Source organism: Bacillus thuringiensis, assembly GCF_022095615.2.
Taxonomy (GTDB): Bacteria; Bacillota; Bacilli; order Bacillales; family Bacillaceae_G; genus Bacillus_A; species Bacillus_A cereus_AG.
The window spans coordinates 4,777,488-4,794,731 of the sequence record NZ_CP155559.1; the positions used below are offsets into that span (position 1 = coordinate 4,777,488).

A 17,244-nucleotide genomic window follows, 5' to 3' on the forward strand; every position below is an offset into this window, starting at 1 on the left:
CTTTTCATCACACTGCTTTTTCTTTATTCGTTACAGCTGGCTTATCCCAACACTCTGTATTCGTTAAACCAGGAATAGAATCTGCACTGAAGACTGGATCTTTCCCTTGTTTCTTTTGCTTTACATAGTCCGCCAATGCAGCGTATGCAAATCGTCCAAGAAGTGTAATCGCAATTAAGTTTGTGATTACCATTAGACCCATAAATAAATCTGCCATATTCCATACGACTTTAAGCGTCGCAACAGAACCGAATAATACCATTCCCACTACCGCAATACGGTAAATCATTAACCAAGTTTTACTTTGTTTAATGAATTCAATATTCGTTTCACCATAATAGTAGTTTCCTAGAAGTGAACTAAATGCAAATAAGAAAATAATAATCGCTAGGAAGCTACTTGCCCATGGGCCGATTTGTGAACTTAATGCATTTTGCGTTAATTCAATACCTTCTAAATTTGTTGCTTTATATGCACCAGAACATAGTACGATAAACGCCGTTGATGTACATACTAAGAATGTATCTACTAACACTCCAATTGTTTGAATAAAACCTTGTTTCGCTGGATGCGTTACATCAGCTGTTGCTGCCGCGTTCGGCGCACTACCCATACCTGCTTCATTCGCAAATAAGCCGCGCTGAATACCAAACTTCATTGCAGCACCGATACCGCCACCTACAGCTGAATCTAAACCGAATGCACCTTTAAAGATTTCTGTGAACACATCTGGTATTAAATAGAAGTTTTTAATGACAACAAAAATAGCTACCGCAATATAAATAAGCGCCATTGGCGGAACAATCATTTCCGACATACGTGCAATGCTTTTTACACCACCAAAAATAATAACCGCAACTAATGCAGCTAATACAATTCCAACAATATAACGTTCTAAACCAAATGCATTTTCAAACGCTAACGTTACTGTATTCGCTTGTACTGAGTTAAAAATTAAACCGTAACTAATTGTAATAAGGATAGAGAACCAAATTCCCATCCAACGTTTATTTAAACCTTTTTCCATATAATAAGCAGGACCACCACGGAAGCCACTGCCATCTTTTACTTTATAAATTTGGGCAAGCGTACTTTCTACGAAACTTGAAGACGCTCCGATAATCGCAATCACCCACATCCAAAATACTGCGCCAGGTCCTCCCATAGAAATAGCTAACGCTACACCGGCTAAGTTCCCGATTCCAATACGAGCCGCTGAACTCATACAGAACGCTTGGAAAGAAGATACACTACCTTTTTTACGTGTCTTTCCAGTTAATCCATCACTCATTAAACGAATCATTTCCCCTAAATGAGTAAGTTGTACAAATTTCAATTTAATAGAAAAATAAAGACCTAAACCAATTAACATTGCGATAAGAATATATGACCAAAGAATTGTATTCGTTGATGAAACGAATTGTTCTAAAATATTCATACAATTAACCCCCTCCTTTTCTCCATAAATCGAATTATATTTAAAAAATATTTAAAAATCAACATTTTTCGACAATTTTCTCTTTTCCAAATACTAGGGTTTTTTAGAACAACTATGTTTTTATGACTTACGTTTCCTCAACTACACATACTAAAACAAAAAACAAATTCCTAAACAACCCATTGACAAAAATACCTACCTGTAACTATAATGATTACAACAAGTTGTAACAAACCTAATTATAATGCATTCATTTACTTTCAGATATACACTTTAACAAAACACTTTGGAGGGATTTATTATGAAAATCGGAGTTATCGGAGCAACTGGTAAAGCAGGAAGTCGTATTTTAAAAGAAGCATTAGATCGCGGACATGAAGTAACTGCAATCGTAAGAAATGCTGCAAAAATTACAGAAGAAAACGTAAATATTCTAGAGAAAGATGTATTCTCTCTTACATCTAACGACCTACAAGCATTCGATGTAGTTGTAAATGCGTTCGGTGCTCCAGCAGGAGAAGAACACCTTCACGTAGATGCAGGAAACGTACTAATTGAAGCTATGAAAGGTGCACCAAATACAAAATTACTTGTAGTTGGCGGAGCTGGAAGCTTATTTGTAGACGAAGAGAAAACAACACGTGTATTTGAGACACCAGGTTTCCCAGGCGAATACCTTGCAACAGCTCAAAACCAAGGTAAAAACTTAGAAATCTTACAACAAACAAACGACATCACTTGGACATTCATCAGCCCTTCTGCACTATTTGCATTAGGAAAACGTACTGGTTCTTACAAAGCTGGTAAAGACAATCTTCTTGTTAACTCAAAAGGCGATAGCTACGTAAGCTACGAAGACTTCGCAGTAGCAGCACTTGATGAAATCGAAAATCCAAAACATGTAAACGAACGCTTCACAGTTGTTTCTGAAGCAGAATAATAAAGAAAAGCTCGTAAAACATAATGTTTTACGAGCTTTTTTATCATTTCACTTGCTCTAAACCATTTGGAGTAATCTTGAAGGAAATCTCTTTAAATTTCTTCGAATCTCCTTTTCCAAGTAACTCACCAGTTTTATACCAACTTAAACGATCAGATTCTGCATGATATACTTTCACTACATCCCCATACTGGAACGCCATACCATTTACTTGCTCTGCAAAATTCTTTGAGGTCTCTTGTCCTTCTGCCGTTACATGTTTTTTCTCTTTTCCTTCTCCATCATATAACGTAATTCCCATATATAGTTCATTGTTAAAGTAGCTATGAATTTGTTCATTTGTATATGTTACATGCAATTTCTTTTCGTCATGATTCAACGTTACAATCGAACGAATACTATTACTTAGCCCCTGATATACTAAACTATCTCCATATGTTACTTCTACTGGAACTTCTGTCACTTTCTTATTTCCAAAACGATCTTTCGTTTCTACTTTTACTGTTTGTTTACCGATTTTTGATGTATCTAGTTTTTCTACAAAACCTACTACTTCTCCATTCTGAACTTCAACAAACTCCTTCGCATCCAGCGTTTCGCTATTTGTTCCAATTACTACTGTTTGCGGTTTCACTTTTATTGTTTGTTCCCCATCTAACCTTTCAAATCCGTTTTCAGTAATTTTAAAGACTAGTTCCTGTATTTCTTTATTTTTCCCTTCTCCCGCATATACATCTTTTTGATACCAATGTAAGCGAGAAGACTCTGCATGATATACTTTCACCACATCTCCATACTCAAATGTAAGTCCATTCACTTCCTTAGCAAAAGCTTTCGTATTCTCTAAACCTTTTACCGCTACATTTTTCTTCTCGCTTCCATCTTTACCGTACAATGTGAATTCAAAATACTTCTCATCTTTAAAGTAATCATGAATTAAATTTTTTGTATCTGTTGCACTAATTTTTTTCGTATCATGATGTAGAGTTACGATCGACTTCAGGTTCCCATCGCTATAGTTCAATCCATACACAAGTAAACTATCTCCATATGTTACTTCTACTGGAACTTCTGTCACTTTTTTATTCCCGAAACGATCTTTTGTTTCTATTTTTACTGTTTGTTCACCGATTTTTGATGTATCTGGTTTTTCTACAAACCCGATTACTTCTCCATCTTTCACTTCAACAAAGTTTTTCGCATCTAATTTTTCTACTTCTGTTCCGACTACTATTTTTTGTGGTTTTGCCGTTACTTCTTGCTGAGTTTCCACTCGTTCGAAACCTTGCTCTGTAACTTTAAAGAATACTTCGTTAACACCATACTTAGCGTCAATTAATTCATTCTTTTTATACACTTTAAATCTATCAAACTCTCTTTGATATACTTTTACTACATCGCCATATTCAAAAGTCATTCCATTGAATTGTTCTGCGAATCCTTTTGTATTTTCAAATCCCTTTACTGACACTTCTTTCTTTTCTTTTCCATCTTTATCGTATACAGTCATTCCCATATACTTTTGTTCTTTAAATGACGTATGCGCCGAGCCTTCTGCGCCAGTTGTACTAAATTTCTTTTCTTCATGATTTAACGTTACAACTGACTTTATATTACTTCCGCCATAACTTGTACCAAAGAACATAATGCTATCTCCGTAAATTACTTCCAGTGGCACTTCCGTCACTTGCTTATTTCCAAAACGATCTTTCGTTTCTACTTTTACTGTTTGTTCACCGATTTTTGATGTATCTGGTTTTTCTACAAAACCGATTACTTCTCCGCCTTTTACTTCAACAAAGTTTTTGGCATCTAGCTTTTCTACTTCTGTTCCGACTACTACCGTTTGTGGTTTTGCTGTTACTTCCTGTAGCATGTCCATTCTCTCAAAACCTTTTTCTGTTACTTTGAAGAATAGTTCTTTTGCCCCTTTTTCCTCACCTTGACCAGTAAGGGTATTATTTTGATACCATTTCAAACGAACCGGTTCTGCGTGGAATACTTTCACTACATCTCCATACTCGAACTGCATACCATTCACTTGCTTCGCAAAGTTCTTTGATGTTTCTTGTCCTTCTGCTGTTACATGCTTTTTCTCTTTTCCTTCTCCATCGTATAACGTGATCCCCATGTAGAGCTCTTTATTAAAATATTCATGAATTTCGCTATCCATATCAGTTACATGGAATCTCTTCTCTTCGTGCTTTAAAGTTACAATTGAAGCAATATCATCGCCATATCCTGCATATGCAATACTATCTCCATAAACCACTTCTAATGGCACTTCTGTTACTTGCTTATTTCCAAAACGATCTTTCGTTTCTACTTTTACTGTTTGTTTTCCGACTTTTGATGTAGTTGGTTTTTCTACAAATCCGATTATTTCCCCATCTTTCACTTCAACAAAATCTTTCGCTTCTAGTTTTTCTACTTCTGTTCCGACTACTACTGTTTGTGGCTTTGCTGTTACTTCTTGCAATGATTTTAATCTTTCAAATCCATTTTCAGTAATTTTGAAGAATAATTCTTTTATTTCTTTATTTTTTCCTTCTCCCACATATAAACCTTTTTGATACCAATGTAAACGTGAAGACTCTGCATGGTATACTTTCACCACATCTCCATATTCAAATGCTAACCCATTCAATTCCTTGGCAAGAGCTTCTGTATTCTCCAAGCCTTTTACTTCTATATTTTTCTTCTCTTTTCCCTCTTTATTGTACAAGGCGAATTCAAAATACTTCCCATCTCCAAAGTAATCATGGATCAAATTACTCGTATCTGTCGCACTCATTTTTTTCGTATCATGATGTAACGTTATAATTGATTTCATATCGTCAGTGCCATAACTTAATCCGTATACAAGTAGGCTATCTCCATACGTTACTGTTAGAGGTACTTCTGTCACTTTCTTATTCCCAAAACGATCTTTCGTTTCTACTTTTACTTTTTGTTCACCGATTTTTATTGTATTCGGCTTTTCTACAAACCCGATTACTTCTCCATCTTTCACTTCAACAAAATCTTTCGCTTCTAACTTTTCAACATCTGTTCCAATTATTATCTTTTGTGGCACTGCCGTTACTTCTTGCTGGGCTTCCATTCTCTCAAAGCCCTTTTCTGTTACTTTAAATAATAATTCTTGCTCTACCTTCGCCTTACCTTGGCCGATAAAGTCATTATTTTGATACCAATTAAAGCGATCTGATTCAGCGTGATACACTTTCACTACATCACCATATTCGAACTCTAACCCATTAATTGATTTCGCGAATTCTTCCGCATTTTCAACACCTTTTACTGTTGCTTTCTTTTTCTCATTTCCATTTTGGTCTAGTAATGAGAATTCAAAATACGTATCTTCTTTAAAATAATAATGCACTGGATTTGAATCAGCCATCGCACTAAACTTTTTCTGATCATGTTGCAGTGTTACGATTGATTTAATATTAGTATCATAATTAAGCCCTTTGAATACTAAGCTATCACCATAACCGACATTTGCTACAACCGGAATTAAATTCTTATTACCTTTTTCATCTATAATTTCTACTTTTACAGTTTTTTCTCCAACTTCAGGCTTGCCTTGTGTAATCACACCTGTTGTTTTTACACCTTCCCCTAAATTCTTTACAAGTTCTTTTGCTTTTTTCTCATCATATGTAGTACCGATTACTACATTTTGTATTTTTTCATTATTTGGCTCGCCATATGGAACTTCATATAACTCAATTTGTTTTTCACGAATTGGATTGCTATCTGTAGATAACCAAATTTCTTTTTCTAATTTTGGTAAATTTAATTTTTCAATCTTTTCTCTCGTAGCATCATTTGCAATTAATCCCCATTTATCAAAGAAAGGAATTAAATTTTGTCCTGCCACTTTTGACGTCATATAAATAAACATCTGCTTTTTCTCTTCATCAGATTTAGGCAGTTCTGTATCATGTAGCAAACGATACATTTGATGTAAATTCGGATAGAATTGATCCCCATAGGCTAAATGCAACTGCCAAAACATAACTAACTTCTCAAATACATCCATCTTCTCTTGTGCATCCGGTTTACCTAAATAAGCAAATGCAGCTTCATAGCGCTCCTCTTGCTCTAACCTTGTTTTATGCCCGAATGTAGTTTGAACTGCCAAAGAATAAATATTAACGGTTACTTCTCCAAGCCCATCCCATAACCAAGTGTCCTGTTGATGTTGATGTCCCACTTCATGCCAAGGCCCCCATCCATCATTAGTTAACTCTTCTAGATTTAGTACTGACTCTAAATTCCCTTTACTATAAGCCGTTCGATAATAAGTCGCATACATATAATTGTCCGTATACCAGTCTTCAACAAAATGAATGGAATGTTTACCTTGATTCGCAACACCCGCACCATCTTTTGATAAACCTGATATTTTATGTTCTATATTAATTATTTCATCGTGTTTCTTTAATAAAGCAGCTGGATCTTCTTGCTTCAAATGTTCCGCTACAGTTTCAGGATGCATAGTTAATAAACTATTTTCTCCTTTCATTTCTATTGCATATGGATCAGGATTATCTGCCAACATACGTTTCCAATCTTTTGTCGTATGCTTTCCTAAAATAAATAAAGGATTTGGTGTACCACCTTTTTTCACTTTAGCGACTACTTCTCCTGTGTTGTGATAATTATAAAAGTATAATAGTCCCCCATTTGAAGAAGAAATTTTATTCTCACCAGGATTTAAATTGAATTGTTTAGGTTCTTCTTTTTCATAAGAATATGTACCAATATAAGCTTTAATCTGTTGAGTCCCTTCTACTTGAATAACTACTTCTTCACCTGGCTTTACATAAATGCCCGTTGGTTCATAAGGAGAAAAACTCATTCGACGCTGATGCAACTCACGCATCCCTTCTACATCACCTTTTGGCAGCAATTGATACACTCGCTCTTCTTGCTGTTTCTCCTTACCTTCAATCGTCATCTCTGCATACACCTTAGGTAATTCAAGTCCATATGGCGTTAATAACGTAGCTAAACAAACACCAGCCACTAATACCCTACTCGTCTTTTTCTTCGACATAATCTGTGTCCCCTGTTCCTTTATTTAGAGAAACTATCCTATATATTCATTTAATAAGTAATCCTATTATTTTTATAAAAACATTTAATGAATAGACTAACACCTCGCGCACCTGTATCTATTACTACCGCATTCCCCTCCATGTATTCGCTTTCTTACATTGTAAAATTTTTATGTAATATGCCCCCCTCACTTCTCTCTATTTGTGATGAGTTCTCTTCGTACATAAAAAGAGAATAGTAAAAGATATAATTTAGTATTGTCATCTATACATCTAAAAATAAAATAGCAATAGAATCTTACATTTTCTTCATATATGACCATCTATAGGTAGTTTTTCCAACTGAATTGTACACGCTTTACACTTTGTTTGATAGCACTCCCAATCAGAATAATGTTACAATTTTGTGAATTTAATCCAATAATCTTAACGTTACGATTAATGGTATTTAACATTATTTTAAAATAAAAACCTATCAAAAAAGATGCTACTCTTTTTTGATAGGTTTTTATTAATCCAATATACGTTTCATTATAAATCCTTTTCCATTTATCCATTCGCCTTCAATTTCACCAGTTAAATGGAATCCAATTGATTCATATAATTTTTGGGCAAGTTTATTCTCTGGATGTATACTTAAATATATAACTTTTCGATCATATTCTTTTTGTAAATATTCTATTAGCAAATGTAATAATGGTTTTGCATAACCTTTACCTTGGCAATTACTATCAATCATAAACTGATTTAAATATACAGCCTTCTCTTTTTCTTCCAACCAACCGTACATGGCATATCCGATTGGCGTTTCACCATCATAAAACCCTACTGAAGTAGCCTCACCTTTATATTTTGTACCAGCATCAACTAAACACTCTGCAACTGTACTTTCAATAAATGCAAGCTGCTCTCCGGTTACTTTCAAATTAGCAATTTCATTTCGATTTTCATTCGTTATTTTATAAATATAAAGAGCCATAATTCCCTCTCTCTTTCTAATTTCTCAGTTTCATTATACCTTACGGTGGTGTAATGAAACCAAAATAAACTAATTCTAATTCTTTTCGCGGCAAAAATTCAAACGAATAAAAAAGCACTGGCACACGCCAATGCTTTTTCATTATCTCTTTTGATTCGGTTTATGCGGTTCGTTTGGAGTATGTGGTTTATTATTATGATCATGACCATTTTCTTTTTTCCAGCTCACTGATAACTCCGGACTTGTTTTTTCTTCACTACGCTCAAGTAATACTACTGCATTTTGAATTGTCGGTGTGCCTTTATGTGCAATCCCTTGTAACTTCGTTAAATTCCCTGATACTTTAAAGCTAAATCCACCAGCTGGTGTCTGTTTCGGAATTAAGATACGGAACTTTTCTCCTACATTGAATTCCGTTTTCGCTTCGCCTTTTTCATTTACAAACTTCGCGCCCGCTGGTGCACCTGTTGCTTGCACTTTATATGTTCCACTTTTCGCGTTTGTTTCTACTGTGTATAAACCTGTTTCAAAGAAATCATTTTTCAATACTGCTTGTTGTTCTTCCGATGGTACTACACTCATCGTAATTTCTTGTAAATCTTCACTAGCACTTGCTTTTGCAACAATGTCTTTCGTTACCTTTTCTACGTTTTTATTTCGGAAATCTAAATCATTAATATCGATTTGTTTTAACGCATTCCATACTGCAAGCTGTGTTGCATAATGGGCATCTCTCCAATCAGAAACACCTAATTCTTGCGGGCTCTTTTGTGGATATCCATTTAATAATACACGGTATACGTTAATATCCACTTTGCCCATTTCCGGTAAATCTTGACCGCTTGGAGATTTCAAATCTACATTTAAGCAAAAGGCAATTTTACCATCTGCCGTTTTAATAAGCTCTGTTCGAATTGGTTTCTTCTTTGACCTACTATAACTCCAATCCATTTCATACTTTGTATGATCCATAACTTCCGCGAATACTTTTTGAAGTGGGAATAACACAAATAAAACACTTAAAAACATAGCTAAAAGTTTGAACGATTGCTTTATATTCATGTTCACAGCCCCTTAATAACAAACTTAATACTAAGTAGTATTTAATTAGAAAATATTTTTATGCACAAAAAAAAAGAGTGCATAAAAGCACTCTTTTTCTTTCTTACTTTAATCTTAGAAATCGAAGTTATCAGGATCTGGACCAACGCGGTGATTTTGATTTAATGCATCGATTTTTTCCATATCTTCTTTCGTTAATTCAAAGTTAAATACATCAGCGTTTGCAATAATACGGTGTTCTTTCGTTGATTTTGGAATTGTGATTACTCCATTTTGAAGGTCCCAACGTAAAATAACTTGCGCTGTCGTTTTACCGTGTTTCTCAGCAATTGCTTGTACTGTTTCGTTATCTAATAATTGACCTTGCATTAGTGGTGACCATGCTTCCATTTGAATACCTTGTTCTTTACAGAAAGCTTGTAATTCTTTTTGCGTTAAACGAGGGTGGTATTCTACTTGATTAATCATTGGTTTAATTTCTGCATCCTTCATTACATCTTGTAAGTGATGGATTTGGAAGTTACTTACACCAATTGCACGTACGCGCTCTTCTTTATAAAGTGTTTCTAGCGCTCTCCATGTATCTTTATATTTTCCTTCTACAGGCCAGTGAACAAGATATAGATCTAAATAATCTAGTTCTAATTTCTTTAAGCTTTCTTCGTATGCAGCAATTGTTGCTTCATATCCTTGGTCTGCGTTCCATACTTTTGAAGTGATGAATAAATCTTCTCTTGAAATACCAGTTGCTTCGATACCTGCACGAATTCCTTCACCTACAGCTTTTTCATTTCCGTAAATTGCAGCTGTATCGATGCTGCGGTATCCTGCTTTAATCGCTGCTTTTACAGCTTCTACAAGTTCTGGTCCTTCTTCTACTTTAAATACACCTAAACCGAACCAAGGCATTTCTACACCGTTATTTAATACTGCTTTACTTTGTAAGTTTTTCATTTTATTTTATCTCCTTTTATTTTACTTGATCTCTTTTTTCTAATGTCATACTCCACGCTGTTAAAATCACAGCAGCTACTACCATAATGCCGCCTACCCAAGCAGTATGGATTAACCCTAATGAATTTGTTACAAGGCCACCTATATAAGAACCTAAAGCGATCCCTCCGTTAAATGCGGCAATATTAATTGCTGAAGCAACATCAACCGCACTCGGAACAAAGCGCTCTGCCAATATAACTACATATACTTGCAGCCCCGGAACATTCATAAATGCGAATAGTCCCATAAAAATAATTGTGATTAATCCAGCTACTTTAAATGGCGCCGTAAATGTTAAAACAAATAATATAATCGCTTGAATCAAGAACATGTAAAATAGCGCTCGAATCGGATTATGATTCGATAATTTTCCGCCAACCATATTCCCTATCGCAATGGCGATCCCATACACTAATAAAATGATAGTAACAGTACTTGCTTCAAATCCTGTTACTTCTTGTAATAGCGGTGATAAATACGTAAATGTTACGAATGTACCGCCGTATCCAAGTGCAGTAATAATGAAAACAAGTAACAGTCTTCCATTTTTAATTAGTTTGAATTGATCACGAAACGATACAGGTACACCATTTTTTAAATTAGATGGGACGAGTATACTGTTTGCGATAAAAGCAATAATTCCAATTACAACAATCACCATAAATGACGCTCTCCAGCCAAATTGTTGACCGATAAACGTCCCAATTGGCACACCTGTAATAGTCGCAACTGTTAATCCAGTAAACATAATCGCAATGGCGCTAGCACGTTTATTCTCTGGTACGATTGCAGCCGCAATTGTAGATCCTATCGACATAAACACACCATGTGCAAATGCAGATACAATTCTTGCGATAATTAATATAGTGAAGCTTGTTGCTACTGCCGCAATACCATTACCAATAATGAAAATAACCATAATCCACATTAATAATGTCTTTCTCGACATACTAGCCGTTAACGCTGTTAAAACAGGAGCCCCTACTGCCGCTCCTAACGCATATAAGGAAACTGTTAAACCAGCTGTTGTAACCGAAACATTTAAATCTTCCGAAATAGATGGTAATAAACCGACACTAATAAATTCTGTCGTTCCTATTCCAAATGCACTAATCGCTAGTGCTAATAAAGCAAACATACTTCTCCTATTCGTCTGAACTTCCGAAGATGGTACTGTATACGAACTCAATTGAATTCCTCCTTATTACAAGAAATCCAATCATAATAGTGCGATAAAAAGGCCTTTTTATCTTCTAAAAATATATATTTAATCTCTACAAATGCTATTATGAATGGTTTCATTCCTTTTTGAAAGAACGCACTTTAAAGTACGATAGGAACCAAAAAGTAACATAGGTACTTTTTAGTACCGTACTACTCATTTGCCTCTTACATGTGCTATTATGAAACATATTTAACATGATAAAAAGTACGTACTTTAAAGTGCTATAGGTACTAAAAAGTAACATTTGTATAATTTAGCTTACTTTACTCATAAAGGAGGGTTTTATATATGAAGAAATACAATATTCCTGTAGAAGCAACTTTAGAAGTTATCGGCGGCAAATGGAAGGTTGTTATCCTTTGTCACTTAACGAAAGGTACAAAGCGAACGAGTGAACTAAAACGTTCCATGCCTGGTATTACACAAAAAATGTTAACACAACAATTACGTGAACTAGAAGTCGACGGCGTTATTCAAAGAAAAGTATATAACCAAGTCCCGCCAAAAGTAGAATATTCTCTTACTGATTACGGTTGGTCTTTAGAATCGATTCTTGATTCTCTTTGTACTTGGGGCGAATGCCATCTTGAAAAGGAAGGTAACACATCGATGCTAATTGCGGAAGGTGAATAATAGAAAAAAGGAAAAAACGAACATGAATTTGTTCATTTTTTCCTTTTTTTCTTATTATATATGTACATTTCTAACTGAAGCAAAATATTTTATACGCTTTCATACCTTGTCAGTACTACATTATACACTCAATATCAAATAATTAGGAATCATTTTTATGTTAACATAGGTGTATATAGTATATAATATAGGATATATATTATATACACTTTCCGGTAACGGACCTTTTCCATTATACGGACAAGCCATATATCGGACAGTTCATAAATAATAGGTAAGACGTTATGGTTTTAGATTTATGTTTGCAGCTTACTTGCTGTCATAAATTTAAAGGCATTTTATTGTGCTTTGTGAAACTTTGTATAAAGTTTCGTAACCGTTTACTATCTTACTTATAAAAAATAAGAGTATTGCTATCGTAAAGGAGAATTGGAGATGCCAGAAACTATGACTCAAACAAAGCCAGAACAAGAAACTGTACAAATTTCTGCTAGCCAAGGACAACTTGATGTACTTGATCAGTTGTTAAAACCTGAGGTACAAGAATCATTAACAACACTAGTAGAACAGCTTCCAAAATTAACTGAGCTTGTTAACATTTTAACTAAGTCTTATGACTTCGCTCAAACTGTTGCTACTGATGAAGTATTAAAAAGCGACACTGTCAGCGCAATCACAGAGCTTGTAGAACCTGTAAAAGATACAGTAAAAGGCATGGCTGCAACTGCTATCGAAGCGAAAGATCGTGCTGACGAAAGCAACGAAGTTATCGGCCTATTCGGTCTATTAAAATTACTAAAAGACCCACAAGCACAAAAAATGTTCCGCTTTGTGAACGCATATCTTCAAATTAGTGCAGAACGTAACAATAAATAATTTAACTTATAACAACAATTAGTAAAGACGGGGGATATCATACTATGTCAAAACAAATTGTCATCTTAGGCGCTGGTTATGGCGGTCTTCTTGCCGCTTTAAACGTACGTAAATATTACAGTAAATCAGAAGCACAAGTTACAGTGATTAACCAATACCCAACACACCAAATCATCACTGAACTACACCGCCTTGCAGCTGGTAACGTTGCTGAGCAAGCAATTGCAATGCCACTTACAAAGCTTTTCAAAGGTAAAGATATCGATCTTAAAATTGCAACAGTTGAGTCATTCTCAGTTGATAGCAAAGAAATCAAACTAGCTGGCGGCACTACTTTATCTTACGATGCACTTGTAGTTGCTTTAGGAAGTAAAACTGCTTACTTCGGTATTCCAGGACTAGAAGAAAACAGCATGGTATTAAAATCTGCTGCTGATGCAAACAAAATCTATAAACACGTTGAAGACCGTATTCGTGAATACGCGAAAACGAAAAACGAAGCTGATGCTACAATCGTAATCGGTGGTGGCGGATTAACTGGCGTTGAGCTAGTTGGTGAGCTTGCTGACATTATGCCTAAACTTGCAAAAAGCCACGGCGTAAACCCAAAAGAAGTTAAACTTCTTCTTGTTGAAGCAGGTCCAAAAATCCTTCCTGTATTACCAGACCACTTAATCGAACGTGCAACTACTAGCCTAGAAGCACGCGGTGTTACATTCTTAACAGGTCTTCCTGTAACAAACGTTGCTGGCAATGAAATCGACTTAAAAGACGGTCAAAAACTTGTTGCTAACACATTCGTTTGGACAGGTGGCGTTCAAGGTAACCCACTAATCGGTGAATCAGGTCTTGAAGTAAACCGTGGTCGTGCAACAGTTGATGCATACCTACAATCTACTTCTCACAAAGACGTATTCGTTGCTGGAGACAGCGCTGTTGTCTTCGCTCCAGACGGACGTCCATACCCACCAACTGCACAAATCGCTTGGCAAATGGGTGAGTTAATTGGATACAACTTATACGCAGCACTAGAAGGCAAAGCATTCGAAGAGTTCGCACCTGTAAACTCTGGAACACTTGCTAGTCTAGGACGTAAAGATGCTGTTGCTACAATCGGAGCAAGCAATACTCCACTTAAAGGCTTACCAGCATCATTAATGAAAGAAGCAAGTAACGTTCGTTACTTATCACACATTAAAGGTCTATTCAGCTTAGCTTACTAATCTGAATATAAGCCCGAATCATGCCCTGCATGGTTCGGGCTATTTTTATCCGTAACTTTCTCTAACTTATATATTCGGCAGAAGAATAAGTTAATCCTCTTTAATTATCGAAATATACTGACTCTTTATAATAAAAGCTGTACCAATTTGGTACAGCTTTTATGATCACCTTTTGTCGGTAAATCGGCAAATCGATATATCAAGAAAATCGCTGATATAATTTTTCAACCTCATTCATTATCCTAATTTAACTAGGCTGTAGTTCTTCTTCCCTTTACGAATAATAATAAATCGTCCATCAAATGAATTTTCTACAGTAACATCTGTACCCATATCTGTTACTTTTTCACCATTCATAGAAATAGCTCCATTATTAATATCTTCACGTGCTTGTCGTCTAGATGGTTCAATTCCTAAATCAACTAGCCATTCTACGATGTTTTTCGTCTCTTTCGAAGACTCAAATGTTGGCATCTCTTTAAAACCTTGTTCAATTTCATCAGCTGTTAACGATTTAATATCTCCGCTAAATAACGCTGCTGTAATTTTCTCAGCTTGCAGGAGTGCCTCTGCTCCATGAACGAATTTCGTCATTTCTTCCGCTAATACTTTTTGTGCTTCACGTTTATGAGGCTCTGTTTCTACCTTCGCTACCAATTCATCAATGCGCTCTTTCGTTAAGAACGTAAAGTATTTCAAGTATTTCACTACATCACGGTCATCTGTATTCACCCAGAACTGGTAAAATTCAAACGGTGTCGTTTTTTCAGGATCAAGCCAAACCGCACCACCTGCTGATTTACCAAACTTCGTACCATCTGATTTCAATAATAACGGAATCGTTAATCCGAATACTTTCGCTTCGTGCCCTTCTAACTTACGAATTAAATCTAAACCACTCGTAATATTTCCCCATTGGTCACTACCACCAATTTGCAGTTGGACATCTTCTTTCGTGTATAAATGATGGAAGTCCATCGCTTGCAAAATTTGGTACGTAAATTCTGTGAAAGAAATTCCTGTATCTAAACGACTTGCTACAATGTCCTTCGCTAACATGCTATTAATGCTAAAGTTTTTCCCGTAATCACGTAAAAACTCAATAATGTTTATTTCATGTGTCCAGTCGTAGTTATTTACCATCTTCACTTCGCTATTTCCGCCAAAATCAAATAGCTTTTTCATTTGCGCTGTTAACGCATCAACATTATGCTGAATGACTTCTAACGTTTGAAGTTGACGTTCTGATTGACGTCCGCTCGGATCACCAATTGTTCCTGTTGCCCCACCAATTAAAATAACCGGATGATGGCCAGCTAACTGGAACCTCTTCATCATCATAAACGGAATCAAATGTCCAATATGCATACTATCACCAGTCGGATCAACTCCGCAGTATAGTGAAATCTTTTTCTCTTCTACTAGCTTACGTAAACCTTCTTCGTCCGTCTGTTGATTAATGGCGCCGCGCCATTCTAATTCATCAATAATATTCATCTTTTGTCATCCCCTCTATTTTTTTGAAAACAAAAAGTCCCTATGTCTATGACATAGGGACGATTATTCACCGTGTTACCACCCAGTTTGTATAAATAGCATAGCTACTCATACCACTCTTAGCAATAATATCGATTGCCAATCCGCTTAGCATTACCTAAGATACTCCAGAGTGTAATTCGCAAGTTTGTTTGTGCTAGGTTCCAGCAACCCCTAGCTCTCTCATTAACAGTGACAAACTGCTACTGGGCTCTTTCAACGTATATTATTTGTTAAATTATTAGCCATTATATTGAATTGAAAACAAATTGTCAACAATACCCAAATGTTATTTTAAAATAATTCACATTTTCATACGTATTTCGTTACTCTTTATCTTCTCCAATAATCCTTACTTCTCGCTCTAACTTCACGCCAAATTTCTCTTCAACGGTCTTTTGTACAAAGTGGATTAAATCAATGTAATCTTGTGCTGTTCCATTATCCACATTCACCATAAATCCAGCGTGCTTTAAAGAAACTTCCACTCCGCCAATTCGCTTACCTTGTAGTCCTGATTCTTGAATCAATTTACCAGCAAAGTTATTTGGTGGGCGCTTAAATACGCTACCACATGAAGGGTATTCTAGAGGCTGCTTTGATTCACGTTTAAACGTTAAATCATCCATTTTTTCTTTAATTTCTTCACGTATACCTTCTTCAAGTTCAAATCGCGCTTCAAGAATAATGTAATGGTTGTTCGCAAATACACTCTTACGATATCCAAATTCAAATGCTTCTTTCGTCAAAGTACGTAGCTCTCCATCACCTGTCATTACAACAGCTTCTGTTAATACAAACGATACTTCACCGCCGTAAGCACCGGCATTCATATATAATGCTCCGCCAACTGAACCTGGAATACCACAAGCAAACTCAAGACCCGTTAAATTATGATCTAACGCAATACGTGATACATCAATAATTGCTGCACCACACTGTGCTACAATCGTTGTTCCTGTTACAGTCACACCTGTAATGTGAATTAAACTTACTATAATCCCGCGAATTCCACCATCTTTAATAATGACATTCGATCCATTTCCTAAAAACGTAACTGGAATATTATATTCGTTAGCATATTTAATAACTTCTTGAATTTCATCATAATTCGTAGGCGCAACGAACACATCTGCTTTTCCGCCAACTTTAATATGCGTATGATTCTTTAACATTTCATCTTGTTTCACATGACCTTCAGGCAATACCGTACTTAAATATTCATAAACCTCTTGCATATTCATTTTACGATTCCTCTATTTCTATATTC

12 protein-coding genes and 1 other annotated feature are annotated in these 17,244 nt (G+C 35.6%); of the genes, 4 read left to right on the forward strand and 8 right to left on the reverse strand.

All coding sequences use genetic code 11. The features are described from left to right. Positions 1–7: 7 nt before the first annotated feature. Positions 8–1,438: an alanine/glycine:cation symporter family protein gene (locus KZZ19_RS24890; protein WP_088098320.1), complete on the reverse strand. Its 1,431-nt coding sequence runs from the start codon at positions 1,436–1,438 to the stop codon at positions 8–10. A gap of 301 nt (positions 1,439–1,739) precedes the next feature. On the opposite strand from KZZ19_RS24890, the gene KZZ19_RS24895 reads away from it, so the two are divergent. Then, complete coding sequence (locus KZZ19_RS24895) at positions 1,740–2,378, forward strand: NAD(P)-dependent oxidoreductase (RefSeq protein ID WP_237981306.1); 639 nt, start codon at positions 1,740–1,742, stop codon at positions 2,376–2,378. 43 nt (positions 2,379–2,421) lie between these two features. On the opposite strand, the gene KZZ19_RS24900 is transcribed toward KZZ19_RS24895, so the two are convergent. From KZZ19_RS24900 to KZZ19_RS24920, 5 genes are all read right to left on the reverse strand, one after another. Next, positions 2,422–7,443, reverse strand: coding sequence for a putative mucin/carbohydrate-binding domain-containing protein (locus KZZ19_RS24900; protein ID WP_237981305.1), 5,022 nt, complete (start codon positions 7,441–7,443; stop codon positions 2,422–2,424). Between the two features lie 512 nt (positions 7,444–7,955). Continuing rightward, positions 7,956–8,423, reverse strand: coding sequence for a GNAT family N-acetyltransferase (locus KZZ19_RS24905; protein ID WP_237981304.1), 468 nt, complete (start codon positions 8,421–8,423; stop codon positions 7,956–7,958). A 141-nt stretch (positions 8,424–8,564) separates the two neighbouring features. Then, positions 8,565–9,485: a thioester domain-containing protein gene (locus tag KZZ19_RS24910; protein WP_237981303.1), complete on the reverse strand. Its 921-nt coding sequence runs from the start codon at positions 9,483–9,485 to the stop codon at positions 8,565–8,567. 114 nt (positions 9,486–9,599) lie between these two features. After that, on the reverse strand, positions 9,600–10,439 hold the full coding sequence (locus KZZ19_RS24915) for an aldo/keto reductase (RefSeq protein WP_237981302.1): 840 nt from the start codon (positions 10,437–10,439) through the stop codon (positions 9,600–9,602). A 16-nt stretch (positions 10,440–10,455) separates the two neighbouring features. Further along, positions 10,456–11,619 carry an MFS transporter gene (locus tag KZZ19_RS24920; RefSeq protein ID WP_170930162.1) on the reverse strand — a complete coding sequence of 388 codons (1,164 nt, stop codon included), beginning with the start codon at positions 11,617–11,619 and terminating at the stop codon, positions 10,456–10,458. Positions 11,620–11,994: 375 nt separating this feature from the next. Between KZZ19_RS24920 and KZZ19_RS24925 the strand changes: the two genes are divergently transcribed. From KZZ19_RS24925 to KZZ19_RS24935, 3 genes are all read left to right on the forward strand, one after another. Beyond that, positions 11,995–12,339: a winged helix-turn-helix transcriptional regulator gene (locus KZZ19_RS24925; RefSeq protein WP_088098326.1), complete on the forward strand. Its 345-nt coding sequence runs from the start codon at positions 11,995–11,997 to the stop codon at positions 12,337–12,339. A gap of 435 nt (positions 12,340–12,774) precedes the next feature. Then, entirely contained in the window at positions 12,775–13,215 is a 441-nt protein-coding gene (locus KZZ19_RS24930; RefSeq protein ID WP_001115312.1) for a DUF1641 domain-containing protein, read from the forward strand. A gap of 44 nt (positions 13,216–13,259) precedes the next feature. Continuing rightward, on the forward strand, positions 13,260–14,438 hold the full coding sequence (locus KZZ19_RS24935; RefSeq protein WP_000043194.1) for an NAD(P)/FAD-dependent oxidoreductase: 1,179 nt from the start codon (positions 13,260–13,262) through the stop codon (positions 14,436–14,438). Positions 14,439–14,675: 237 nt separating this feature from the next. On the opposite strand, the gene tyrS is transcribed toward KZZ19_RS24935, so the two are convergent. Both tyrS and murB read right to left on the reverse strand, forming a co-directional pair. Beyond that, positions 14,676–15,935, reverse strand: coding sequence for a tyrosine--tRNA ligase (gene tyrS, locus KZZ19_RS24940; RefSeq protein WP_237981301.1), 1,260 nt, complete (start codon positions 15,933–15,935; stop codon positions 14,676–14,678). Positions 15,936–15,987: 52 nt separating this feature from the next. Next, positions 15,988–16,203 (reverse strand) — a binding site (T-box leader). A 97-nt stretch (positions 16,204–16,300) separates the two neighbouring features. Next, positions 16,301–17,218, reverse strand: coding sequence for a UDP-N-acetylmuramate dehydrogenase (murB, locus tag KZZ19_RS24945; protein ID WP_088098329.1), 918 nt, complete (start codon positions 17,216–17,218; stop codon positions 16,301–16,303). Between the last annotated feature and the right edge of the window lie 26 nt (positions 17,219–17,244).